Below are 26118 nucleotides of genomic sequence, written 5' to 3'. Positions count from 1 at the left end.
TGGCATCCTGAAGCCTCCCCGATCCGATCACTGTCGGCGTGCGCGCGCATGGTCGCTCGGCACCCACAACCTCGTACGGACCCAAGAGTTCAGGTGGAGATGCGGCCCGCAGAACGGCAGGAGGGCAGGCATGACGACCTGTCCGTGATGCCCGACGGCCCGGGCACGGCCGCCGTCCTCCGAAGCCCCGCCCCCGCGCAGCCCGTGCCCGACGCCGCGGACACCCCCGACGTTCCCGCCGCCGTGCGCGACGCCGCCCGCAGGGCGCCCGGGCACTGGATCGGTGTGGTGGACCCGGAGTGGACCGAGGAGCGCACGCCGCCGGAGTGGGCGGTCGTGGGGGAGTGGCAGTCGGACGAGAGCGGAGGCGTGGGCGAGTACCGCGCCAACCCGGCCTACCGGCCCTCCGCCCGGATGCTCGGCTGGCCGGAGCCCACCGACCCGGTCGACGCGGCAGCCCAGCGCGCCGCCACCGGCTACGGCACGGTCGACGAGGCGCTCACCGCACTCGCCCGGGCGGACGTCACGGTGCCGAGCGGGCCGGACGGAGCGCCGCTCACGGCCGCCGGACGGGACGGGGCGCCCGTGGTGCTGTTGTTCACCTCACCGGCACACGCGTTCATGTCCGCGGCACTTCGGCATGACACACTGCCGACGCGGGAACTGGCCCGTTCCCTGAGCGGATCGGGCACCCTGCTGATGGTCAACGCCGCGGCCGCGGCCCCCTTGCTGGTCCCGGCGGACAGCGTTCTCGACGCCGCGGACGGGCCGGACGCCGAGGAGACACCCACGGCGGACGCGGCGGCGGACACCGGCCCCGGCGCCCCGGCCGGCACGGCGGACCGTGCCGGCGCCCCGGCCGCGGTCGCCACCGTCGGCCGGACCGACAGCTCTCCCGAACCCCGGCCCCACATCGCAGGGAGGACCCCGTGACGCGTTCGGCCCAGCAACCCCCCACCTCCCCGGGGGCGGAGTCCGCTTCCGACGGCGCGGAGGCGGCCGCGACCGCCACCGCCGCGGCCGCCGGCACGCCCGAGCCCGGCGGCACCCGGCCCGGACCCGATACCGACGCCGCGCAGGCGAACACCGACGCCGCCGAGGCCAAGACCGACCCCGCGCAGGCGAACCCCCGCCCCGCGCAGGCGGACACCGCCGCCGAGGAGACGAACACCGGCCCGGCGCAGGCGAACACCGCGACCGGAACCGCCGCCGCGCCCGGCACGGACACCGACGCCGGCTCCGGCAACGGCACGGCCGGCGGTACGCGGTCCGACGCGGAGGCCGAGACCGACCCCGGTGCCGCCGCGGCCGCCAAGAGCCGGCTGCCCGCGCTCGTACGGACCATGACCGCCACCGCCATCGACCGGCCCGAGCAGCGCACCGCACCCGTCGGCCGCCCGGGCAAGGCGGTGCTGTCCGGCGCCGCGGTCGCGGGCGCACTGCTCGTCTCCGTGCCCTTCCTGGTGCTCGGCGGCAACAACGACGACAACGGCCCCCGTACCTCGTCGGCGGCCGCGGGAACCGTGCTCGGCGGCGACGGACAGGAGACGCCCGGCGAGTTCGCCGTGACCGCGCCCGACACCGCCTCCCCCGACGCGGAGAAGAAGCAGAAGTCCGCGGAGCCCGAGAAGCCGGCACGGAAGGCCCCCTCCTCCGCACCGGCCGAGGACAAGGCGCCGAGCGAGCCGAAGAAGGACGCCGACCAGCAGGACCGGCCGAAGAAGAAGGACAGCGGCGGGTCCAGGAGCGGCGACAGCAACGACCGGCCCGCACAGGCACCGTCGGGAGTGACGTTCAGCGGCCCCGTCGCCCTGCGCAGCCACCTGTCCGGCCGCTGCATCGACGTCCCCGACGCGAACTTCGGTGACGGCCAGGCACTGTGGGTGTGGGACTGCAACAACAGTGAGGCGCAGCAGTGGCGGTTCGCCTCCGACGGCACCATCCGCATCAAGAACATGTGCCTGGACGTGGCCAACGCGAACTTCAACGACGGCACCCCCATCCAGATCACCTGGTGCAACGGCAACATCGCCCAGCAGTTCGTCCTCAACGAACGCCACGACCTGGTCAACACCGTCGTCGGCAAGTGCGTCGACGTCGCGGACGGCAACACGGGCAACGGAGTACGGCTGCAACTGTGGACGTGCAACGGCACCGACGCCCAGAAGTGGAGCGTCTGACCGGACGCCCCCGGCCGGGAGCACCCTCCCGGCACCGGCCCGCCCCCGTCGGCGAGGCATGATGACACCGTCGGCTCGCCGACACCCGCCCCCGGCCCAGGGGGCGGCCGCTGTAGACGCCGCCGTGGCAAGGAGGTTGGTGCGTGTCGCGCCAGGTACTGACGGTAGGTCCCGGGGACCGGGACCGCTACCGGACGATCGGTGAGGCACTCGCGGCTGCCCGTACCGGCGCGCTCATCAGCGTCCGGCCCGGGACGTACGCCGAGAACCTGGTGATCAACACCAGGGTGACCCTCACCGCCGCCGAAGGGCGGGGCACCGTGGAGATCCGGCCGCGCACGGGCAGCGTGCTCGCCCTGCGCGCCGACGCCGTGATGCTGTCCGAACTCACCCTGCGCGGCGGCGACGCCGAGCTGCCCGCCGTGGACGTGCGGCGCGGACAGGCCGCGTTCGACGGCTGCGAGGTCGTCGGCGCCGCCTGGACCGCGATGCTGGCCGGCGGCACCGGCTCCCTCGCGCTGCGGGACTGCCGGGTCAGCAACCCGCAGGGCGCGGGCATCGTCGTCACCTCGACCACGCCCACCACCGTGGAGTCCTGCACCCTCGAACACCTGGGCACCAGCGGCCTGGTCCTCGCCGAACAGGGCGAGGCCCGCATGCGCGGCTGCACCGTGCGCGACGCCCGCGGCAACGGGCTCCTCGCCAACGGCGAGTCCCGCGGCACCATCGAGGACTGCGACGTCTCCTCCACCGACAAGCCGTCCATCGCCCTGGAGCAGAACTGCACGCTGTCGGTGGTGCGCACCGTCGTCCACGACACCAGCACCGGCGTCCACCTGAGCAGTTCGGGCCGTACGACCCTGGAGGACGTCCGCGTCACCGGCGCCTCCGGCAACGGCATCACGCTGGCGCAGGGCACCGACCCGGTGCTGCGGCGCTGCCGCGTCTCGCGTACCCGCGGCCACGGCGTGCTGGTCACCGACCGGGCGCGCGGCACCTTCGAGGACTGCTGGGTGGACGGCGCGCAGGGCGCCGCGCTGCGCGTCGCCGGCGCCGCCTCCCCGGCCCTCACCGGCCTCACCGTCCGCGACTGCGACGACACCGGGCTGCTCCTCGAAGAGGACTCGGCGCCGGAACTGGACCGCCTGGAGGTGATCGGCGGTTCTCCCGCGGTCCTGGTACGCGGCGGCGCCAACCCGCTGCTGCGCAGGGCCCGGCTGGTGGAGCCCTCCGGCGACGGCATCGCGGCCACCAAGGACGCCCGTGGCCGGGCCGAGGACTGCGAGATCGTCCGGCCGAACGGCGCCGGCGTGCGCGTGGGCGCCGGCAGCACCCTCTACCTGGCCGGCGGCGGCGTCTCCGACACCGCCACCCACGGCCTCGTCGTGGAGGACGGCGGCAACGTCACCGTGCGCGACTTCCGCATCGAAGTGTCCGGCGAGGACGGCGTCGTCGTCGCCTCCGGCGGCGAACTCACCGCCAACCGCACCGCCGTGCACGCCCCGCAGGGCCACGGCTTCCTGCTCCGCGACGGCGCCCTCGCCTCGCTCAGCGGCTGCGAGGCCACCGGCGGCGCCCAGGACGGCTTCCGCGTGGAGTCCACCGCGCCCGTCTCCCTGGTGAACTGCCTCGCCCGGGAGAACACCGGCGGCGGCCTGGTGCAGACCGCGCCCGGCGAACGGCTCGCCGTGGAGGGCCTGAACAGCACCGGCAACGGCAAACGGGACGCCTGGGGCAGCGGCACCGCCGAGAACACCGACCCGGCCGGCTCCGGCGCCGCCGACGCGCCCCCGCCGGACCGCGCGGACGGCCCGCTCGGCGCACTCAACGCGCTGATCGGCCTGGAGAACGTCAAACAGCAGGTGGGCACCCTCGTCAACCTGACCCAGCTGGCCCAGCGCCGCGAGAAACTCGGCATGCCCGCCCCGCCGATGAGCCGCCACCTGATCTTCGCCGGGCCGCCCGGCACCGGCAAGACCACCGTCGCCCGCCTCTACGGCGCGATCCTCGCCGAACTCGGCTCGCTGCGCAGCGGACACCTGGTCGAGGTGTCCCGCGCCGACCTGGTCGCACAGGTCGTCGGCGGCACCGCCATCAAGACCACCGAGACCTTCCAACGCGCCCTCGGCGGCGTGCTGTTCATCGACGAGGCGTACACGCTCACCGCGGACAGCGGCAACGGCGGCGCCGACTTCGGCCGCGAGGCCGTGGACACCCTGCTGAAGCTGATGGAGGACCACCGCGACGACGTGGTGGTCGTCGCGGCCGGCTACTCCCGCGAGATGGAGTCCTTCCTCGGCTCCAACCCCGGCCTGGCGTCCCGCTTCTCCCGCACCGTCGAGTTCGAGAACTACTCCGTGCCCGAACTCGTCGCGATCATGGAGAACATGTGCGCCCAGCACCAGTACGAACTGGGTGAGGGCACCGCGGCGGCGCTCGCCGCGCACTTCGAGGCGATGCCGCGCGACGCCGGGTTCGGCAACGGCCGTGCCGCGCGCGGCGTGTTCGAGGAGATGGTGGACCGGCAGGCGGTACGGCTCGCCGGACAGGCCCAGGTCGGCGAGCGGGACCTGCGGCTGCTGCTGCCGGAGGACGTCTCCGCCACCGCCGCCGCGAAGGCCGCCGAGGCCGCCGCCCCGGGCGACGACCCGCTGACCCGCCTCGGCGACATGATCGGCCTGGCCGAGGTCAAGCGCGACGTCGCCGACCTGGTCAACCTCATCACCACCGCCCGCCACCGCGCCGCCGCCGGACTGCCGGTGCCCTCGCTCAGCCACCACCTGGTCTTCACCGGACCGCCCGGCACCGGCAAGACCACCGTCGCCCGCCTGTACGGCGAGATCCTCACCCAGCTCGGCATCCTCCAGCGGGGCCAGCTGATCGAGGCGGCCCGCGCCGACCTCGTCGGCCGCTACATCGGCCACACCGCCCAGCTCACCCGCGAGGTCTTCGAACGGGCCCGCGGCGGCGTGCTGTTCATCGACGAGGCGTACACCCTCACCCCGCGCGGCAGCGGCGCCGACTTCGGCCAGGAGGCGGTCGACACGCTGCTGAAGCTGATGGAGGACCACCGCGACGAGGTCGTCGTCATCGTCGCCGGCTACACCGACGAGATGGAGCGCTTCCTCGCCTCCAACCCGGGCCTGTCCTCCCGCTTCCCGCGCCGGATCTCCTTCGCCGACTACTCCTCCGAGGAACTGGTCACCATCGTGCGCTCCCAGGCCGCGAGCATGGGCTACGAGTGCGGCCCCGGCACCGGCCCGCTGCTCAAGGAGTACTTCGACGCGCTGCCCAGGGACCGCTCCTTCGGCAACGCCCGCCTGGCCCGCCAGGTCGTCGAGTCGATGGTCACCCGGCAGGCGGGACGGCTCAGTTCGCTCGCCGCGCCCACCCTGGACGACCTGCGCATCCTCACCCCGGAGGACGTGGCGGCCGCGGCGGCGCCGAAGGCGGCCGGCCGGTGAGGGCGCCCGCCCGCGGGACCGCCCGCCTGCTGTCCGGCGCCTCTCTCGCCGCCGCCCTGCTGCTCCCGCCGGCGGTCACCGCCCACGCGGCACCCGCCGACCGGCTCCCGGCGGCCGACGGCAAGAAGGGCCAGGAACTGCCCGGCATGCCCTCCGCGCTCGACCCGGAGGCCGACCAGGTGGCCTGCACCCCGGCCTCCAAGGAGACGGCGAAGAAGCAGGACTGGTCGCGTCAGCGCCTCGACCTGGACCGGCTGCACGGGCACGGCAGCGGCGCCGGCGTGACCGTCGCCCTCGTCGGCACCGGCGTCGCCCCCGGCGCCGCCGGGCTCGACGGCCGGGTCACCGCGCAGGGCGCCGCCGCCGACGACTGCGTCGGACAGGGCACGTTCCTGGCCGGGCTGATCGCCGGGACCGGCGGGGACAGCCCGCGCCTCGCCGGAGTCGCCCCGGGCGCGAAGATCCTCGCCCTGCGCGGCACCGACGAACGCGGCCGGGCCGACGCGGACCGGGTCACGACGGCACTGCGCGCCGCCACCGACGCCGGCGCCTCGGTGATCGCCGTCGCGGTGGCCCTGCCCGACCGCGACGAGGAGCTGACCGACGCGGTCGCCGACGCCCGCCGCGAGGGCGCCGTCGTGATCGCCGCGGCCACCCCGGACCCGCCCCGCACCGGCAGCGACGAGATCCCCTCCCGCACCTACTGGCCGGCCGGCGAACCCGGCGTCCTCTCCGTCGCCGACATGCTGCCCAACGGCGCCCGCCCGGACAGCGCCCTGCCCACCACCGGCATCGACCTGGCCGCGCCCGGCGCCGGCGTGGTCTCCGGCGGCCCGCGCGGCGACGGCCACTACCTCGGCGCCGGCGCCTCGGTCGCCGCCGCCTACGCCGCCGGTGCCGCCGCCGTGGTCCGCGCGGCCCGGCCCGACGACTCCGCCGACGCCGTCGCCCACCGGCTCACCGCCACCGCCTACCCCGCCGACATCCCCCAGCTCGACCCGTACGCCGCCGTCACCACGGTGCTCGGCGAACCGGGCGCGTCCGGCGGTGCCGACCGCGCCGCGGAACCGGTGACCGTCCGCGACACCTCCGCCGCCGACCGCGCCGCCGACCGCGCCGGCCTCTTCGTCGCCCTCGGCACCGCCGCCGTCCTCGCGGTCCTGTGGGCCGCGTTCGTCATCCCGCGCGCCCGCGCCCGCGGCTGGCGCCCGGCAGCGGCGGCGGACGGTACGGGCCGGGACTGACCCCGGCAGGGACGGCGTACCGCCCCGCCCCTGCCGGCCCCCGGCCGTTCCGCCGCCGAACCGGGCACGTACCGCACCGCGTTCACGGTGCCAGTGCCAGTGCCAGTGCCAGTGCCAGTGCCAGTGCCTGCGCCTGTGCCTGTGCCGGTGCTTGTGCCGGTGACGCCGACGGGGGCCACCCGTATCGGGTGACCCCCGTCGGCGTCGTGACCGACCTGTTCCCGGCGTGCCGGTCAGGCGTCCTCGACCAGGGCCGTCTGCATCAGACGGGACTTGCGGCGGGCGATGTGCAGGGCACGGCCCGGAGGCAGGTTGAGCGGCTTGGCGTTGCCGAACAGGCGGCCCTCGGTGGGCGGGCAGGACAGCAGGACCGCCGGGTTGTTGGCCTCGTCGAGGCGGCGGATCAGCGCGTCGCCGAGGCCGCGCCCCGCACCCATGGCGCTGCGGGCGACGATCAGGTGCAGGCCCGTCTCGAAGCCGAGCGTCAGGTGCTCGAAGAGCGGCTCGAAGGGGCTCTGGAAGTTGCTGCCGGAGACCATGTCGTAGTCGTCGACGAGGATGAACAGGCGCGGACCGGTCCACCAGTCGCACTGGCGCATCCGCGCCGGGGCGATGTCCGCGCCGGGCACCCGCGTCTTCAGCGCGCGCGCCGCGCCGTCGATGGTCTCCTGGAGGTTGTCCAGGGAGATCACGTGCCCGATCCGGTACTCCTCCGGGATGGCCTCCACCAGCGTACGGCGGTAGTCCACCGCGATGATCTTCGCCTCGTTCGGTGCGTAGCGGTCGGTGATGCCCCGGGTGATGCGGCGCAGCAGGTTGGTCTTGCCGCTCTCGGTGTCACCGACCACGATCAGGTGCGGGGTGCGGCTGAAGTCGTGCCAGACCGGTTCCAGCGCGTCCTGGTCGATGCCGAGCGCGAGACGCATGCCGCCGCCCTCGGTGGGCTCCGGCGCGGGCAGTTCGGCCAGCGGAAGCCGGTGCGGCAGCATCCGCACCTGCGGCGCGGACGGGCCCGACCAGTGCTGGGCGACCTCGGAGACCAGGTGGGCGACGCCGTCGCCGAGGTCGTCGAGGGAACCGCTGCCGTCCAGGCGGGGCAGGCCCGCGAGGAAGTGCATCTTGCTGTCCGCGGTGATGCCCCGGCCGCCGCTGCGCGGCACCGAACGGGCCTTGCGGGTGTCGATCTCGGAGTCCATCGGGTCACCCATCCGCAACTCCAGGCGGGTGGCGGCCTGGTCACGGACCTGCGCGGACAACTCCACCCAGCGGGTGGTGGTGACGAGCAGGTGGATGCCGTAGTTGAGGCCCCGCACGGCGATCTCGTTGAACTTGGTGATCAGGTCGTCGTAGTCCTGGCGGACCGTGGACCAGCCGTCGACCACCATGAACACGTCGCCGAACGGCTCGTCGGGGAACTCCCCGGCGGCCCGCCGGCGGCGGTAGGACTGCATGGAGTCGATGGTGTGGTCCACGAAGAACTGCTCACGGCGGGCGAGCAGCGTCATCACCTCGGCGACGGCCCGGTGCACCCGCTCCGGGTTGAGCCGCGCCGCGACCCCGCCGACGTGCGGCAGCGCGGCCAGCTGGGACAGACCGCCGCCGCCGAAGTCCAGGCAGTAGAACTGGATCTCGGCGGGGGTGTGGGTCAGCGCCAGCGCGGCGATCAGGGTGCGGGCCAGCGTGGACTTGCCGCTCTGCGAACCGCCCGCGATGGCGACGTGCCCGCCCGCGCCGGAGAGGTCCACGACCAGCGGGTCACGGCGCTGCTCGAACGGCTTGTCCACCAGACCGACCGGCACCCGCAGCCGGCCCGTGCCCGGCCAGCCGGCGGCGGTCAGCCCGCGCTCCGGGTCGGGCGCGATACCGGGCAGCAGGGCGTCCAGCGGCGAAGGCTCGTCCAGCGGCGGCAGCCACACCTGGTGGGCGTCGGGACCGGAGTCCCGCAGCCGCTCCAGGGCCACGTCGAGCAGCGTCTCCTCGTCGCCGCTCTCCTCGGTCTCCGGCTCCGGCTCCGGGGCGGCGTCCAGCGTGCGCGGCACCACCCAGCCGCTCGTCCACGGCACCACCTGGCTGGCCACCCGCGCCTGCACCACCGCGCCGGTGCGGCGCCGGTAGGTGCCGGACGAGTAGGCGGCGCGGAACCGGGTCAGCGACTCCACACCGGACTTCAGATAGCCGCTGCCCGGCTGCGCCGGCAGCTCGTAGGCGTCCGGCACGCCCAGCACACCGCGGCTCTCCATCGCGGAGAAGGTCCGCAGGCCGATGCGGTACGACAGGTGGCTCTCCAGCTGGTGCATGCGCCCCTCGTCCAGGCGCTGCGAGGCGAGCAGCAGATGCACACCGAGCGACCGGCCGAGGCGGCCGATCATCACGAACAGGTCCATGAACTCGCGGTGCGCGGACAGCAGTTCGCTGAACTCGTCGACCACCACGAACAGGCTCGGCAGCGGCGCCAGGTCGGCCCCGGCGGCGCGGGCCCGCTCGTACTCCAGCGCGGAGGTGTAGTTGCCGGCCGCCCGCAGCAGCTCCTGCCGGCGGATCAGCTCACCGTGCAGGGCGTCCTGCATGCGCTCCACCAGGGCGACCTCGTCGGCGAGGTTGGTGATGACGGCGGAGGTGTGCGGAAGCTCCTCCAGGCCGAGGAAGGTGGCGCCGCCCTTGAAGTCGACGAGGACGAAGTTGAGGGTCTCCGAGGAGTTGGTCAGGGCCAGGCCGAGGACCAGGGTGCGCAGCAGCTCGCTCTTGCCGGAGCCGGTGGCGCCGATCAGCATGCCGTGCGGGCCCATGCCGCCCTGCGCGGACTCCTTGATGTCGAGCTCGACCGGCCGGCCGTCCACACCGACCGCGATCGGCACCCGCAGCCGGGCGGAGCCGGTGTTCCGCGCGAACAGGGCGCGCGGGTCGTGCCGGTGCAGGTCGGGAATGCCGAGCAGGGTGGTCAGCTCGACGTCGGTGTCCAGCGGCTGCGAGATGTCGGTGCCCAGGCTGATCCGGCGCGGGCTGAGCAGCCGGGCCAGCGACTCCGCGCCGAGCGGGCCGAGCCGGTCCGGCCGGCCGAGCGGCACGGTGCGCTCCTTGCGGCTGCGGTCGGTGCGCACCAGGTTCACCCGGTCCGGGCCGACGGTCAGCCGCAGCGTGTTGCGGCCGGGCCGCCAGCGCAGCGCCCCGGACACGTCCAGGGCCAGCGCGTTGCGGTAGCCGTGCCCCTCCCAGCGGTGCCCCTCGGGGACGGTGACGCCGTCCAGGACGACCACCGTGTACGGCTCGTCACGGCCGGGCCGGGCGTCCGGGTCGAAGCCGGGACGCTCGGCGAACTCGGCGCCGAGCAGGTCGTCCAGCTCGGTGAGGTCGGCGGTGATCCGGCGGACCTGGCCGGCGCCGTCCTCCTCGTGCGGGTGCAGCGCGTGCGGCAGCCACTTGACCCACTCCCAGTCGGGCCGCCGCTCGTCGCTGACGCACAGGGCGATCCACAGCTCCTCCGGGGCGTGGAACACCGCGAGCTGGGCGAGCACGGCACGCACCAGGGCGCGTACGGGCTCGGTGGCGTCCTCGCCCGCGGCCGTGCCGTCGTCCCCGGCCGGCCGGGCGCCGGGCCCGGTGTGCTCCTCGTCGGCCTCCTCCGGGCGCAGCATGACCCGGGCCGAGGACCGCAGGTACAGGCCGAGCGGCTGCTCGGGAATGGTGGAGTAGGCGCGGACGAAGCGGCGCAGGGCGTGCGCGCAGAGCGGTTCGAGGTCCTCCACCGGCCGGGTGGAGACCGGGGTCAGGGTCAGCGCCAGCTGCTGCTCGCCGACGGCGAGCCGGACCTCGCCGAAGTCCTCGTCGGCGGGCCGCCGTTCCCACAGCCGCGAGGTGCGGGCCAGCGAGCGCAGCGAGGCGGGCTCGGGGTGGCGCCAGGCCAGTGCGCGCTGCTGCTCCGTGATGGTGGCGCGGACCCGCTTGCGGGTCTGGGCCAGATAGCGGAGGTAGTCGCGGCGTTCGCCCTTCAGCCGCTGCTTGCGCTCGCTGGAGCGGCGCATCAGCTGCCCCAGCAGCATGGCACCGGCGGAGAGCGCCATGACGCCCATCGCCAGATACATGAAGACGCCGTTCCCGCCGCCGGGGCGCAGGAACATCAGCATCATCGACACCGACATCAGCGCCATCGGCAGATATGTCCATATCGCCGAGGTGTCGGGCACCGTCTCCGCGAGGACCGGCGGCTCCTGGAGGGTCAATTGCCCCTCGGGCATCTCCGGTCCGCGCCTGCGGGCCGGCCGGCGAAACAACACCACACTCAAGGAACAAAACCTCCGGTTTCAGTGGCTTTCCGGCCCGCACCGAATAGCGGCGCACACGGGAGCGGAAACACCGAACCGCGCTGATTCTCCGGCTTCCTCGTGAGGCGGTGAACACCGGGTGAATGTTCCGGGCCGACAGCAGGGGATGGGTAACTCCCGTGACAGCCAACTCCATACCGGACATCGAGTCCGATCCGTAGCGCGATCCGGCGGGCGTAGGCAGTAGTCTGCATTCACGGAACGCGACCTGTCCACGTGGGAGAGGCGTCGGCCGGGCGCGCGGACACAATTCGTCGTCGCGGGCCCCCGGTTCCCGGCCGCGCGGGCTTTCCGTACTCTTCGCACATCCCCTTCGCCGGTGGAAGTCCTCCGGTCAAAGTTCCCACGGAAGCCGAGAGTTCTGCTGATGACCGACAGCGCGGTGGCCGAACTGTGCCGCCTGACCGTACGTGCGCCGAGTGTCTCCGTCGATCTGGCCGTCCCGGCCGACGTGCCGGTCGCCGACCTCCTGCCCACGCTGCTGCGATACGTCGGCGAGGAGGCCGAGGAGGCCGGTCTCGACCACGCGGGCTGGGTCCTGCAGCGGCTCGGTGACGCCCCCCTCGACGAGGAGACCACCCTCGCCCGTGCCGGGCTCGCCGACGGCGCCGTGCTTCATCTGCGCCCGCACACCGAGGCGCTGCCGGAGGCCCGGCTCGACGACCTGGTGGACGGCATAGCCGACACCGCGGGCCGGCGGCTGCACACCTGGCACGCCGGTGCGGCCCGCGGGTTCCTGGTGGGCACCGTGGTGGCCACCGTCGCGGCCGCCCTCGTCCTCGTGCTGTGGCCCGGCGTGACCAGCGCCTCCGGCGGCTCCCGCTCCGCCTGCGCGGCCCTGACCGGGCTGCTGCTGCTCGCCGGGGCCGGCTCGGCCAGCCGCGCGGTCGGCGACCGCCTCTCCGCCACCACCCTCGGCCTGCTGGTCGCGCCCTGCCTGGCGCTGGCCGGCTGGCTGCTGCCCGGCGGCGACCTGAGCGGCCCGGACGCCGTCCGGGTCGCGGGCGCGCGGCTGCTCGCGGCGGGCGCGGCGGGCGCCGGCGGCGCGATCCTCGCCCTCGCCGCCACCGCCGTCGGCGCCCCCGCGCTGCTGGCCACCGCGGTGGTGTCGGTGGCCACCGCGATCGCCGGCGCCCTGATCGGCTACACCGGCCTCGACGTGCCCGCCGCGGCGGCACTGGTGGCGACGGTGGTCGCGCTCGCCGCCGGAGCGGTCGCGCCGTTCGCGTTCAAGCTGGCCGGGATGCGGATGCCGGCGCTGCCGTCGTCCGCCGCCCAGCTCCAGGAGGGCATCGAGCCCTACGCGGGCGACGAGGTCGCCGAACGCACCGAGCTGGCCGGCCGCTGGGTGACCGCGCTGTTCGCCGCCACGAGCGTCATCGCCGCGGCCGCCCTGGTCGTCCTCGCCGAGCACGCCGACCTGCCCGAGGTGCTCACCGCCCTCGCGCTGAGCCTGCTGCTGCTCCTGCACGCCCGCGGCCTGGTGCACATCGGGCAGCGGCTGACCCTGACCGCGGCCGGTGTCCTCGGGCTGCTGCTGCTCGCCCGCGCCTGGGCGGTGGACAGCGACGGCGACGGCCGCGTGGTGGTGTTCGTGGTGCTGCTCGCCGCCGCGGCCGCGCTGGTGGTCGCCGCCTGGACGGTGCCGGGCCGCCGGATGCTGCCGTACTGGGGCCGCGCCGCGGAACTCGCGCACACCGGCCTCGCGGTGGCGCTGCTGCCGCTCAGCCTCTGGGTGGCGGGCCTCTTCGGCTGGCTGCGCGGCCTGTTCGGCTGACCGCCCCCGGACGCCGCGAGACACGAGTTGGAGTTGAGGAGAGGCCGTGCAGTCCAAACGCGACCAGGTACACGCCCACAGTTTCATGATGGGCAGGCTCAGCTCGGGCCTGCTGATGGCCGACCCGGACGCCCCGGAGAGCCCGCTCGGGCGCACCACCCGCGGTGTGGTCTTCGGCGTCCTGGTCACCGTGCTGATCGGCGCCGGGGCCACCGTCTACGGCCTGCTGCGGCCCGGCGGCAACGACGGCTGGCGCGACGGCGAGCACCTGGTGGTCAACCGCGACACCGGCGCCCGCTACCTGTGGACCGGCACCGACGGCGTACTGCACCCGGTGCGCAACTACGCCTCCGCCCGGCTGATCGGCGGCTCCGCCCTGCCGACCGCGGACGTGCGCACCGCCTCGCTGCGGGACGTGCCCGTGGGCGCCCCGGTCGGCATCCCCGGCGCACCCGAGTCCGTACCCGCCGCCGACCGGCTCGACGGCGGGGCCTGGCACATGTGCGTCAGCGGGCCGGAGGGGGCACTGGCCGACACCTCCGGTGCCGTGCGCAACACCGGGGTCAACAAGCCGGGCGCGACCACCGTGGTGGCCGGCGCGCCCGTGGACTCCCGCGGCATCGGCGGTGACCGCGGCGTCCTGGTGCGCGGCCCGGACGACACCGAGTACCTGGTGTGGCGGGGCAGCAGGCTGCCCCTGGACCGCGACTCCGACGCCCGCAACGCCCTCGGCTACGGCTCCGAGCAGGCGGTCCCCGTCTCGGCGGCCTTCCTCGACGCGCTCGCGCCCGGACCCGCGCTCAAGCCGCCGGAGGTGCCCGGACGCGGCCAGGACGGCCCCGAACTCGGCGGCGAGGCCAGCCGGATCGGGCAGCTGTTCAAGGTCAGCGTGCCCGGCGGCGGCAGCACCTACCACCTGCTGCGCGAGGACGGCCTGGTGCCGCTGACCCGGCTCGGCGCCGCCCTGGTGCTGGGCGACCCGGCCACCCAGCGGGACGCCTACCAGGGGCAGTCGCCCGAGGTGCGCACGGTCGGCGCGGACGCGCTGCGCGAGCACGGGGCCGAGGACGCGGGCAGCGCGGGCTCCGCCGAACTGCCGGACGCCCCGCCGGTCCCGCAGTCCGTGCCGCGCGGCTCCGCGCTCTGCGCCCAGGTGGACGGCGGCGACGGCGGCGCCCGCATCAGGTCGGTACTGGTCCCGCTGACCGCGCTCGCGCCGGTCGCGGTGTCGGAGGGCACCGCCGGGCCGCTGGAGAAGGCCTGCGTCCCCACCGACGCCACGGTGGTGCGGCCGGGCCACGGCGCCCTGGTGCGGGCCCTGCACGCGAGCGGAGCCGCACACGCCGGCACCACGTACCTGGTCGCCGAGAACGGAGTGAAGTACCGCGTCTCCTCGGAGAAGTCGCTGGACGCGCTCGGTTACCAGGCCTCGGACATCGGCTCCGTCCCGGCGCCGCTGCTCGCGTCCCTCCCCACCGGCGCCGACCTCGACGAGGCCGCCGCATCGGGCGCCGCCGAACCCGCCGTCACCGCACCGGAGTGCGCCGGTGCCACCGCGACGGAGCGGCGCGAAGCCGAAGCCGCGAAGAAGGAAGAAGGCTGAACGGGACCGACAGGGCCGACAGGGCAGGGTGGACAGGGCCGACAGGGCAGGGTGGACAGGGCCGACAGGGCTGACGGGACTGCCGGGGGCGGAGACGGTGCGCGGCGCGGGAGCGGCGGGCACCGCCGCCCGCGACCGACCCGGCGCACACCGATCTGTCACACACCGATCTGTCACACACCGATCTGTCACACACCGGTCCGGCGCACACCGGTTCGGGCAGGGAACACGTACGGCCGGAGAAAAAGAGAAACACAACCGGTGCGAGAAATTCACCACGGACCGAACTCGGCGACCACACGGCGAGATCGGTGGAGTCGTCATGGGTGCGGACAGGAAGAAGAAGTCTCAAATACAGCTCAAATATCTCGTGCCGACCACCTCCGCGGAATGCCGTGGACGGGCGCAGACCCGAAACGGACTCGGGTGATGCCCGTTTCGCCGCCCTTCCGTGCCCGCTTTCTGCCCGCATCGCGCACCGACACGCAACAGCGCACGTCACGCTTCCCCATGCCCGGCGTGCGCGTTCATCCGGCCGCAACCTGCGCACAACTCCATTGCCACACACGACAATTCCGCCGGGCTGACCGAACCTCAAATCTTCCCTGCACGCGTTGCGCGGAACACCAGGTTCTCTTTAGCCTCAGCGGGCAACGGTGCGACGAGACTCGCCTGAACGAAGGGAACACGACATGGCTGACAGTGCCGCGAGGAAAGCGGACTATGCCAAGGGCTTGGGAGGCGTCTCCTCCCTGGAGTCGGCCCGGGACCAGGTCGAGAAAATCCAGAACAACGTCGCCGAGATCGCCGCGCGTTCGGGCGTCGGCGGCGACGAGGGCCAGGCCCTGCTGAAGCTGTTCCGCAGCTGGAACGCCGAGGCGCAGAAGGTCGTCGTGCAGATCAGCAAGATGGTCGACGCTCTCCAGGAGAACGTGACCTCCGCCAACCGTCTGGCGCAGGAGAACCAGGACCTGACCGAGGTCCTCAACAGCAAGACCAGCCAGGGCGTCTTCGAAGCGCTGCGCTGACCCACCCCCACGCGGCGCCGGCCCCCCTGCGGTGAGGCCGTATCCGTGAGCTTCCCGGGCTGCCACGGCGCCCGGCCCCCCGAGAGGAGACGTCATGGCCGACGGCATCATCGACGTGCAGTACCCCAAGGTCCGGCAGGCGGTCGAAGAGCTGATGGACCAGACGCAGCAGATCATCAAGACCCTCAACAACCTGGAGGACGAGCTGAAGCCGCTCGTCATGTCCTGGGAGGGTGCGGACCAGCAGACGTACCGCGAGGTCCAGGCGGAGTGGGACCAGGCCACCAAGAACATGGCCCTGCTCCTCGGTGACAACGGCGAGCTGATCAGCACCATCCACGACAACCACTCCCGCGACGAGCGCAGGAGCGCCGACAACTGGGGCAACGTGCGGGCCCGCTAGGGTCTGCCGTTCGGATCAGCCCGGCCGTGGGGTGCGGTGCCTTACGACCGACCCGTGCCGGACCCCGTGGTCCCGTGGCCCCGGGATGATCGCCACGGCGGGCCTCCGGGCCCGCCTCACCCCGTCGCCGCACCGGACGCCGGCCCTGACGTCCGGCGCGGCGAGCGGAAAGGGCAGGGCCGCACGCACGACGGCCCCGTGCGTGCGGCCCGGCCCTCCGGTCCAGGGCGCCCCCGCTCCCCGCAACTCCCCGGGGGGCGCCCTTCCGGGCCGCCCCCCCCACCCCGTCCGGCACCAAGTGGCAGGAGAACGTCCCATGGCCGGGGAAAAGGCCGACGTCAAGCACTTCGACCTCAAGCAGATGGAGAACTTCCGGGACCACGAGGTGCAGCCGGTGTACACCGCGGCGAAGAAGCACCGCGAGGACGGCGACGGCGCGCACATCCGCCCGCTCGGCCACCTCATCGACGGGCACACCACCCCGGACAACCTCGCCCAGGACAAGCAGCTGTTGCGCATCGGCAAGATGGTCACCGAGCCCCTGGTCTCGGGACCGAAGCTGATCGAGGGCATCCGCACCGCGGCCGAGGCCGTCGACAAGCTGCTCGGTGACCAGATGGAGCTCTTCAAGGAGCTGCAGGAGGCGCTCACCGAGACCATCGAAGAGGCCAACAAGACCAAGGACAAGAACCTCAGCGCGATCGACGCGCAGACGCTGCTCCAGACGTTCGACGAGGTCGACACCCTCACCTCCGGCACCACCGGCGACCCGGGCGAAGGCTCCTGACCCGACGCCGCAGGCGCCGGCGGAGGACACGCCCGCCCGGCGCACCCGCGCAGCAGACACCCGGCCGCACCCCGCATGAGGGCGCGGTGCGCCGGAACGGACGACAACCGACCAGAAAGGGCGCCCGGTGGCCGATCGGTACGATCCCAACTCCGGCACGAACCTCGACAAGTTCGACAACGCCGGCGACCCGTCGAGCGACACCTGGGCCACCCTGGTCACCCACATCACCGGCTACCCGGTGCCGGACCGCGCCACCATCTTCGACACGCTCCGCTCCGACCACGGCGGCAAGCTCTTCCGGATGGACATCAAGGAGCGCAGCCTCGGCCTGCTCGTCAAGGACTCCGGCTTCCTGACGAACAAGGGCGAGGACTACGACATCTGGTTCTTCGACAGCGGCAAGAAGCGCTCCATCATGCAGGCCCGGATCGTCTTCGAGGGCCGTGTGAAGGCCGGCGACGAGGTCCTCTTCGCCGACGTCAACGCCGACCGCGTCGAGGACGCCCAGGTCCGTGAGGGCAACGAGTTCACGGACTACAACAAGGACAAGATGAGCACCATTCCGCTCGCCCGGTACATGAACGGGCCGCGGACGGCGCTCCTCGAACTGCTGGGCGGCGGCACGCAGAACGCCCGGTTCAGCAACCTGGGCGTGGGCGGCGCCGACGTGGTGGACCTGAACTCCTTCAACACCACCGGCGAGTCCTTCGACTTCGCGGCGAAGTTCTTCAAGGACCACGCGACGGTGCTCAAGGACTGGGAGGACCGCTTCGGCCGGGACGACGCGAGCTGGAAGGGCGAGGCGGCGGAGGTCTTCCGCAGCCTGCTGAAGAAGGTCCGCGAGAACTACGACGCCTATGTGGAGACCTTCAACTCCGAGGTCACCGGCGGCGGCACCGGCCAGACGGTGTACTCGCGCGCCCTGTCGATGGGCCGCAAGTACCTGGAGGACTCCGCCAGGAAGCTGCTGGAGGCCTGGATGACCTGGGCCAAGTCCCCGTACTACGACCCGCACCGGGTGCTGCGCTACGTCCTGGACGACCTCGCCCAGTGGGTGGACGCGAACAACGTCGCCAAGACGGAGATCACCTCGACCACCACCCGCTACGGCACCACCGTCCGCCACAGCCCGCAGGCGGATTTCTCGCAGACGCACCCGGAGTACGGCGACCTCACCGACATCGCCAACTGGGCGAAGGTCGGCGACAAGGCCGTCAAGATCTGGAGCCAGGGCGTCGACGAGTACCTGGGCAAGCCGGCCGCGCAGGTGCAGTCCGACCTGAACAACCACTTCCTGGACCTCAGCAAGGACTTCTCCGAGAACGTGCCGAAGCCGAAGTCCACCGGCACGGCCTCGCAGGAGTACGAGGAGAAGAAGCTGGAGGAGGAGAAGGAGGAGATCACCCGGCAGAACGAGGAGAACCGCAAGTACCAGGACGAGCTGCGCGAGGAGCAGGAGCGGCAGCGGGAGGAGGACAAGAAGTACCAGGACGAACTCCGCGAGGAGCAGCGGCAGCAGCGGGAGGAGGACAAGAAGTACCAGGACGAGCTGCGCGAGGAGCAGGAGCGGCAGCGGGAGGAGGACCAGAAGCTCCAGGACGAGCTGCGCAACGAGGCGAACCAGCAGAGGGAGGAGGACAAGAAGTACCAGGACGAGCTGCGCGAGGAGCAGAACCAGCAGCGCGAGGAGGACAAGAAGTACCAGGAGGAACTGCGCGAGGAGCAGCGCCGCGAGCAGGAGGAGGCCAAGCGGGAGGCCGAGGAGCAGACCAGGGCCATGGAGGAGAGCCTCGGCGGCATCAACGACCCGAACTCCGTCAGTGAGCAGACGCTCGGCAACCTCGACGACCTGCTGAACCAGAACAACGCCGTCACCACCGAGAGCCTCGGCGACCTCGGTGACGTCAACGGCCAGAACGGCGACGAGCAGCAGGCGTTCACCGGCAACGGCGCCCCGGTGCCCCCGACCCTCGGCGGACTCGGCGGCCTCAACGGCGGCCCGGGCGGCACGAACAACTCCGCGAACGACGCGGTCACGCAGAGCCTCGGCAACCTCGGCGGCCTCAACAACGGCACCGGCGGCAGCGGCCTGAAGACCCCGACCGGCGGAAGCACCCAGCTCGACGGCGGCAAGCTCACCACCGACTTCCCGGACGGCAGCAGCACCGCCTTCGACCCGGACAGCGGCGTCCTCACCACCACCCACCCGGACGGCTCCGTCACCACGCAGAACCTGGGCGACGGCCTGAAGGTGACCAATCCGGACGGTTCGGTGACGTCCCTCGGCGACGACGGCAAGCTGACCACCACCTTCCCGGACGGCACCACGCAGACCGTCGACCCCACGACCGGCCAGGCCACGACCACCGGTCCCGACGGCGCCACCACCACGACCGACCTCGGCAACCTGGGCAACCTCAACGGCAGCCTCGGCGGGGACGGTGTGCTGGACACGCCGACGGGCGGCAGTACGGAGCTGACCAGCGGCGGCGGTCTGACGACGGACTTCCCGGACGGCAGCAGCACGACGTTCGACCCGGACAGCGGGCTGATGACGACGACGCATCCGGACGGTTCGGTCACCACTGCCGACCTGGGCACGGGCGCGGAGGTGACGAACCCGGACGGTTCGGTGACGTCCCTGGGTGACGACGGGAAGCTGACGACGACGTTCCCGGACGGCAGCTCGCAGACGGTCGACCCTGCGACCGGCCAGGCCACCACCACCGACCCGGACGGCAAGGTCACCACCGAGAGTCTCGGCAACCTGGGCGGCCTCAACGGCGGGGACGGGGTGCTGGACACGCCGACGGGCGGCAGCACGGAGCTGACCAGCGGCGGCGGTCTGACGACGGACTTCCCCGACGGCGGCAGCACGACGTTCGACCCGGACAGCGGAGTGATGACGACGACGCACCCGGACGGTTCGGTCACCACCGCCGACCTGGGCGACGGGGCGAAGGTGACCAACCCGGACGGTTCGGTGACGTCCCTGGGTGACGACGGGAAGCTGACGACGACGTTCCCGGACGGCAGCTCGCAGACGGTCGACCCTGCGACCGGCCAGGCCACCACCACCGACCCGGACGGCAAGGTCACCACCGAGAACCTCGGCAACCTGGGCAACCTAAACGGCAATTCCGGAGGCCTCGGGAACCTGGGCGAGCTCGGCGGCATCAACTCCGACCTGTCCACCGAGACCATCGGCGACCTCGGTGACCTCGGCGACCTGGGCGACCTCGGCGGTTTCGACGCCGGCCAGTCGGGCCTGGAGACACCGACCGGCGCCCGCACCCTGCTCGACGACGGCGACTTCACCACGCTGTTCGACGACGGCAGCAAGGCCACGTTCGACCCGAACAACGGAACGCTGACCACCACCGACGCCAACGGCGACACCACGACCACCGACCTCACCCACGGAGCGAAGGTCACCAACCCGGACGGCTCCACCACCGTCCTGGACAACGGCATGCTGACCACCACCTTCCCGGACGGCAGCACCCAGGTCATCGACCCGGACACCGGCATCGCCACCGTCACCGACCCGCAGGGCAACACCGAACGGGTGGACCTGAACGACCTCAACACCTCCGACCTCGACACCTCCGACCTCGGCTCGCTCGGCAACCTCGACAGTTCCGGCCTGCTCGACGGCCTCGGCCCGGGCGGCGGCGGAGGTGGCGACGGCATCACCTCCCAGCAGGTGTCGGCGTCCGAGCTGGGCCTCGGCTCCGGCGCCGGAAGCGGCGCGGGCGGCTCGGGCATCGGCGGCGGACTCACCGGCGCCGGCTACTCCCCGGACGGCCTGGGCGTCGGCGGCGTCGCCCCGCTCTCCGACAGCGCCACCACCGGCACCGGCACGGGCAGCCCGCTCGCCCCCGCGGCCGGTGCCCCCGGCGCACCCGGCATGCCCGGCACCCCCGGCATGCCGATGGGCGGCATGGGCGGCATGGGCGCGGGCGGCAACGAGCGCGGCAACGGGGAACGGGTGCGCGCCGTCCTGGTCGACGCGGCCGAGGAGAGCGAGCGCCGCAACCGCAGGCGGCGCAACCCCTGGCACCGGCAGGAGGACAGCGACACCTTCCTGTCGCCGGCCTCCCGCGTGTCCACCACCGGCGGCGACGCGCAGGAGGAGGAGGCGGAGCCGCGCCGCAACACCACCACCTCCGCCGACTACCTGGAGGAGGACGCCGACGTGTGGGGCACCGAGGAGGGCGGCACGCCGGCCGTCATCGGACGCTGACCGGCGCGGGGCGGCGCCCGCCGCCCCGCCCCGCCCCGCCACGTCGCCGCGCCGCGTCGCATCGCCCCGTCCGCCGCGCCGCATCGCCGCGCCCCGCGCCGCCCCGCCGTACCCCGCGCCGCCCTCGGCGTGACCTGTTCCGTGCGCCCGGCCGGACGGGCTGCCGCACCCGCGGCCGGGCACGGCAGGACAGCTCCGGGCCGCTGACGACGGCGTAAGAGAGCCGTCAAGGACGCGAGGCCGTCGTAAGGGACCCGTCAACGACGGAGGGCGTGGCCGTAAGGGACCCGTCAAAGGCGGAAGTATCGCCGTAAGGGACCCGTCAACGGCGCTCAATTCCGGACACGCAGGCGTTTCTCTTGGACGGTCCGTTTCCGTCGACCTGATTCCAGGAGCCCACGATGGCCGACTCGGCCTTCGTCGTCGTCACGATCGCGGTCTTCGCGCTGGTGGCCCTCGTCGCCCGGGGGGTGACGAAGCTGTGACCGCCGAGTACGTCGTCGGCCTGGTCGTGGCCGTCGCCCTGCTGGGCCGTCTCGTCCTCGCCCTGCTCTTCCCGGAGAGGTTCTGAGGCCCCGAGATGACACCCGAACTCGCCGGTGTACTCCAACTGCTCGCCCTCGTCGGCGCGCTGGCACTCGTGCACCGTCCCGCCGGCACCTACATGGCCCGCGTCTACTCCTCCACCAAACACCTGCGGGTGGAGCGGTGGATCCACCGGGGCATCGGCGCCGACCCGGACAGCGGGCAGACCTGGTCCGCCTACCTGCGCGGCGTCCTCGCCTTCTCGGCCGTCGGCGTCCTCCTGCTGTACCTGCTGCAACGCCTCCAGGGCGTCCTGCCCGGCTCGTACGGCTTCGGCCCGGTCGGCCCGGCGCAGGCGTTCAACACGGCCGTGTCCTTCGTGACCAACACCAACTGGCAGTCGTACTACGGCGAGCAGACCATGGGCCACGTCGTCCAGACCGCCGGGCTCGCCGTGCAGAACTTCGTCTCCGCCGCCGTCGGCATGGCCGTCGCCGTCGCGCTGGTGCGCGGCTTCGCCCGCTCCCGCACCGGTGAACTCGGCAACTTCTGGTGCGACCTGGTGCGCGGCACCGTGCGCATCCTGCTGCCGGCCGCCACGGTCGCCGCCCTGGTGCTCGTCGCCCGCGGCGTCGTGCAGAACTTCTCCGGCATCCACGAGGTGGGCCAGTTCACGGGCGGCGCCCGGCAGTGGACCGGCGGCGCGGTCGCCTCCCAGGAGGCCATCAAGGAACTGGGCACCAACGGCGGTGGCTACTTCAACGCCAACAGCGCCCACCCGTACGAGAATCCGACGCCCTTCACGAACCTCTTCGAGATCTTCCTGATCCTCGTCATCCCCTTCTCCCTGACCCGCACCTTCGGTCTGATGGTCGGCTCGGTCCGGCAGGGCCACGCCGTCCTCGCCGCGATGTTCACCATCTGGCTGGGCTTCGTGTCCCTGATGATGTGGACCGAGTTCGCCCACCACGGACCGGCCCCGCAGGCCGCGGGGGCGGCCCTGGAGGGCAAGGAGATCCGCTTCGGGATCGCCGGCTCCTCGCTGTTCGCGGTGTCGACCACCCTCACCTCGACCGGCGCCGTGGACTCCGCCCACTCCTCCCTCACCGGTCCGGGCGGCGGGATCGCGATGCTCGGCATGATGCTGGGCGAGATCGCGCCCGGCGGCGTCGGCTCCGGCCTGTACGGCATGCTGGTCATGGCGGTCGTCGCGGTGTTCGTCGCCGGCCTGATGGTCGGCCGCACCCCCGAGTACCTGGGCAAGAAGATCGGTCCCCGGGAGATGAAGCTGGCCGCCTGCCACCTCCTGGTCACCCCGGCGCTGGTGCTGGTGCTCACCGCCCTGTCGCTGGCGCTGCCGACCCCGCCGGACTCGACCCTGAACCCGGGGCCGCACGGCTTCTCCGAAGTGCTCTACGCGTTCACGTCGGCGGCGAACAACAACGGCTCGGCCTTCGCCGGCCTGAACGCCGACACCGACTGGTACAACACCACCACCGCACTGGCGATGCTGCTCGGACGCTTCCTGCCCATGGTCTTCGTCCTCGCGCTGGCCGGATCCCTCGCCCGCCGGCAGTCGGTCCCCGTCACCGCGGGCACCCTGCACACCGGCAAGCCCTTGTTCTCCGGGCTGCTGGTGGGAGCCGTCCTGATCCTCACCGGCCTCACCTACTTCCCCGCTCTCGCACTCGGGCCGCTCGCCGAAGGACTGGCGTGACGACCGTCCGCACCCACACGTCGAAGGACTCCATGTCCACCACCACTCCCGCCCGCGCGCCGCACGGCGGCGCCCGCACCGGACGCGGACCGTCCCGGCGCCGCGCCGCCACCGGTCTCTTCACGCCCCGGCACCTGGCCGCGGCACTGCCGGAGGCGTTCCGCAAACTCGACCCGAGGTCGATGGCCAGGTCGCCCGTGATGTTCGTGGTGTGGGCCGGGGCCGTACTGAGCACCGTCCTCACCCTCGGCGACCCCGGGGACCGGTTCGGGTGGACGATCAGCGCCTGGCTCTGGCTGACCGTGCTCTTCGCGAACCTCGCCGAGGCGGTCGCCGAGGGCCGCGGCAAGGCACAGGCCGACACCCTGCGCCGGGCCAGGACCGACACGGTCGCCCGCCGCCTCCTCGACGACGGCCGGGAGGAACACGTCCCCGGCACCGGGCTGCGCCTCGGCGACCTCGTGGTCTGCGAGGCCGGGGACGTCGTCCCCGGTGACGGCGACGTCGTGGAGGGCGTCGCCTCCGTCGACGAGTCGGCGATCACCGGCGAGTCGGCACCGGTGATCCGCGAGTCCGGCGGCGACCGCTCCGCGGTCACCGGCGGCACCAGGGTCCTCACCGACCGCATCGTCGTCCGGATCACCACGAAGCCCGGCGAGACCTTCATCGACCGGATGATCGGCCTGGTGGAGGGCGCGGACCGGCAGAAGACGCCCAACGAGATCGCGTTGAACATCCTGCTGGCGTCGCTCACGATCGTCTTCCTGCTGGCGTGCGCCACGCTCCCGGTCTTCGCCGACCACGCCGGCGCCCGACTGGACATGGTGGTGCTGGTCGCCCTGCTGGTGTGCCTGATCCCGACGACGATCGGCGCGCTGCTCCCCGCGATCGGCATCGCGGGCATGGACCGGCTGGTGCAGCGCAACGTGCTCGCCGTGTCGGGGCGCGCGGTCGAGGCCGCCGGTGACGTCTCCACGCTGCTGCTGGACAAGACCGGCACGATTACCCTCGGCAACCGGCAGGCCGCGGAGTTCGTGCCGGTGCCCGGCGTCACGGAGGCCGAACTGGCGGACGCCGCGCAGTTGTCGTCACTGGCCGACGGGACACCGGAGGGCCGTTCCGTCGTCGTCCTCGCCGAGGAGCGGTACGGGCTGCGGGAGAGGCCCGGTGGTGAACCGGCCGGCGCCGAGTGGGTCGCCTTCACCGCGCAGACCCGGATGTCCGGGGTGGACGTCGGCGGACGGCGGATCCGCAAGGGCGCGGCCGGGTCGGTCGTCGCCTGGGTGCGGGAGCGCGGCGGTACGGTCCCGGCGGACGCGGACCGCATCACCGAAGGTGTCTCCGCGGCGGGCGGCACGCCGCTGCTGGTCGCCGTCGAGGACGCCGACGGGCCGCGCGTCCTCGGCGTCGTCCACCTCAAGGACGTCGTCAAGGACGGCATGCCGGAACGGTTCGCCGAACTGCGCCGCATGGGCATCAGAACCGTCATGGTCACCGGTGACAATCCGCTGACGGCCCGGGCGATCGCCGAGGAGGCAGGCGTCGACGACGTCCTCGCGGAGGCGACGCCGGAGGACAAGTTGGCGCTGATCAAACGCGAACAGGCCGGCGGCAGGCTGGTCGCGATGACCGGCGACGGCACCAACGACGCGCCCGCGCTCGCCCAGGCGGACGTCGGCGTCGCCATGAACACCGGCACGTCGGCCGCCAAGGAGGCCGGCACCATGGTCGACCTCGACTCCGACCCGACGAAACTGATCGAGATCATCGAGATCGGCAAGCAACTCCTCATCACCCGGGGCGCGTTGACGACGTTCTCCCTGGCCAACGACGTCGCCAAGTACTTCGCGATCATCCCCGCGCTGTTCGCCGCCGTGTATCCGGGCCTGGACAAGCTGAACATCATGCGGTTGTCCTCACCGGACTCCGCGATCCTGTCGGCGGTCGTCTTCAACGCGCTGGTCATCGTCGCCCTCGTCCCGCTGTCCCTGAAGGGCGTGACGTACCGGCCGGTCAGCGCCGACCGGCTGCTGCGGCGCAACCTCACCGTCTACGGCCTCGGCGGCCTGGTCGCGCCCTTCGCCGGCATCAAGATCATCGACCTGGTCGTCTCCGCGCTGCCCGGCATCGGGTGACGGACCGAAGGGAACCAAGGACCATGCACACCTCTCTCGCCGGCAGCGCCCGGCTGCTGGCCGCCGGACTGCGGGCCCTGCTCGCCCTCACCCTGCTCACCGGCGTCCTCTACCCCCTCGCCGTCACCGGCGCGGCGCAGGCCCTCTTCGAGGACGAGGCCAACGGCTCACGCGTCGAGGCGGACGGCCGGACCGTCGGCTCCTCGCTCATCGGCCAGCAGGACTACGGGCCCGGCTACTTCCAGCCGCGTCCGGCCCGCGGTCTGGGGAGGAACACCGTGAACACCCAGTACGACCTGATCCTGTCCGGCGCCACCCACCTCGCCGCCGACAACCCGGAACTGACCGAATGGGTGGGGCGGGCCAGGGCACGGGTCGCCGAGGAGAACTCCGTGCCCGGCCACCCGGTGAGCGCCGCCCAGGTCCCCGCCGACGCCGTCACCTCCTCCGGCTCCGGCCTCGACCCGCACATCTCCCCGGCCTACGCCATGCTCCAGGCCCGCCGCGTCGCCGCCCACCACGACCTGCCCGTCGCCCGCGTCCAGCGGCTGGTTCGCGACCACACCGAGGGCCGCACACTGGGCTTCATCGGCGAACCCCGCGTCAACGTCCTCCGGCTCAACCTCGCGCTCGGGAACCTGGTGGAACGCCGCTGACGGCGCGCCGGTTCACTCGCCGAGGTGGCTC

The 26118-nt window shown here is 73.0% G+C and carries 15 protein-coding genes; 14 read left to right on the top strand and 1 reads right to left on the bottom strand.

Going from position 1 to position 26118, the window contains the following annotated elements; all coding sequences use genetic code 11:
- The first annotated feature begins 99 nt into the window (after positions 1-99).
- The 4 genes from FGW31_RS07640 to FGW31_RS07625 all read left to right on the top strand — a co-directional run bounded on the left by FGW31_RS07640 (position 100) and on the right by FGW31_RS07625 (position 6888).
- A complete protein-coding gene (locus FGW31_RS07640) occupies positions 100-933 on the top strand; it encodes a type VII secretion system-associated protein (RefSeq protein ID WP_182675077.1) in 834 nt (277 codons plus the stop codon).
- Positions 930-2180 carry a ricin-type beta-trefoil lectin domain protein gene (locus tag FGW31_RS07635; RefSeq protein WP_182675079.1) on the top strand — a complete coding sequence of 417 codons (1251 nt, stop codon included), beginning with the start codon at positions 930-932 and terminating at the stop codon, positions 2178-2180. The genes FGW31_RS07640 and FGW31_RS07635 overlap by 4 nt, the downstream gene beginning before the upstream one ends.
- Positions 2181-2323: 143 nt before the next feature.
- Positions 2324-5644: a right-handed parallel beta-helix repeat-containing protein gene (locus FGW31_RS07630; protein ID WP_142192610.1), complete on the top strand. Its 3321-nt coding sequence runs from the start codon at positions 2324-2326 to the stop codon at positions 5642-5644.
- The gene (locus FGW31_RS07625) at positions 5641-6888 is read left to right on the top strand and encodes a S8 family serine peptidase (RefSeq protein WP_142192609.1); all 1248 of its coding nucleotides are present in this window, start codon (positions 5641-5643) and stop codon (positions 6886-6888) included. The genes FGW31_RS07630 and FGW31_RS07625 overlap by 4 nt, the downstream gene beginning before the upstream one ends.
- A 233-nt stretch (positions 6889-7121) precedes the next feature.
- Here the strand turns inward: FGW31_RS07625 and eccCa are convergent, their stop codons facing one another.
- Positions 7122-11120 (bottom strand): type VII secretion protein EccCa, encoded by a 3999-nt coding sequence (eccCa, locus tag FGW31_RS07620; protein ID WP_142192608.1) that lies wholly within the window; start codon positions 11118-11120, stop codon positions 7122-7124.
- A 454-nt stretch (positions 11121-11574) separates the two neighbouring features.
- Here eccCa and eccD point away from each other — a divergent pair, with 454 nt between their 5' ends.
- From eccD to kdpC, 10 genes are all read left to right on the top strand, one after another.
- Positions 11575-12984, top strand: a complete 1410-nt coding sequence (gene eccD / locus FGW31_RS07615) for a type VII secretion integral membrane protein EccD (protein WP_142192607.1) — start codon at positions 11575-11577, stop codon at positions 12982-12984.
- 46 nt (positions 12985-13030) lie between these two features.
- Positions 13031-14587 (top strand): type VII secretion protein EccB, encoded by a 1557-nt coding sequence (gene eccB / locus FGW31_RS07610; RefSeq protein WP_142192606.1) that lies wholly within the window; start codon positions 13031-13033, stop codon positions 14585-14587.
- 692 nt (positions 14588-15279) lie between these two features.
- The gene (locus FGW31_RS07605; protein WP_142192605.1) at positions 15280-15615 is read left to right on the top strand and encodes a hypothetical protein; all 336 of its coding nucleotides are present in this window, start codon (positions 15280-15282) and stop codon (positions 15613-15615) included.
- Between the two features lie 94 nt (positions 15616-15709).
- Positions 15710-16018, top strand: a complete 309-nt coding sequence (locus FGW31_RS07600; RefSeq protein WP_142192604.1) for a WXG100 family type VII secretion target — start codon at positions 15710-15712, stop codon at positions 16016-16018.
- Between the two features lie 316 nt (positions 16019-16334).
- The gene (locus FGW31_RS07595) at positions 16335-16805 is read left to right on the top strand and encodes a type VII secretion system-associated protein (protein ID WP_142192603.1); all 471 of its coding nucleotides are present in this window, start codon (positions 16335-16337) and stop codon (positions 16803-16805) included.
- 127 nt (positions 16806-16932) lie between these two features.
- On the top strand, positions 16933-21054 hold the full coding sequence (locus tag FGW31_RS07590; RefSeq protein WP_142192602.1) for an AAWKG family protein: 4122 nt from the start codon (positions 16933-16935) through the stop codon (positions 21052-21054).
- 481 nt (positions 21055-21535) lie between these two features.
- The gene (kdpF, locus tag FGW31_RS07585) at positions 21536-21625 is read left to right on the top strand and encodes a K(+)-transporting ATPase subunit F (RefSeq protein ID WP_142192601.1); all 90 of its coding nucleotides are present in this window, start codon (positions 21536-21538) and stop codon (positions 21623-21625) included.
- Between the two features lie 9 nt (positions 21626-21634).
- Complete coding sequence (gene kdpA, locus FGW31_RS07580) at positions 21635-23296, top strand: potassium-transporting ATPase subunit KdpA (protein ID WP_142192600.1); 1662 nt, start codon at positions 21635-21637, stop codon at positions 23294-23296.
- A 32-nt stretch (positions 23297-23328) separates the two neighbouring features.
- Entirely contained in the window at positions 23329-25431 is a 2103-nt protein-coding gene (kdpB, locus tag FGW31_RS07575) for a potassium-transporting ATPase subunit KdpB (protein WP_142192646.1), read from the top strand.
- Between the two features lie 23 nt (positions 25432-25454).
- Positions 25455-26087, top strand: coding sequence for a potassium-transporting ATPase subunit KdpC (gene kdpC / locus FGW31_RS07570; RefSeq protein ID WP_142192599.1), 633 nt, complete (start codon positions 25455-25457; stop codon positions 26085-26087).
- The last annotated feature ends 31 nt before the right edge of the window (positions 26088-26118 follow it).

The organism is Streptomyces calvus, assembly GCF_006782915.1.
In the GTDB taxonomy this organism is placed as follows: Bacteria; Actinomycetota; Actinomycetes; order Streptomycetales; family Streptomycetaceae; genus Streptomyces; species Streptomyces calvus.
The sequence above is the reverse complement of the archived record's forward strand: the minus strand, read 5'-3'. Positions and strand labels throughout refer to the sequence as shown.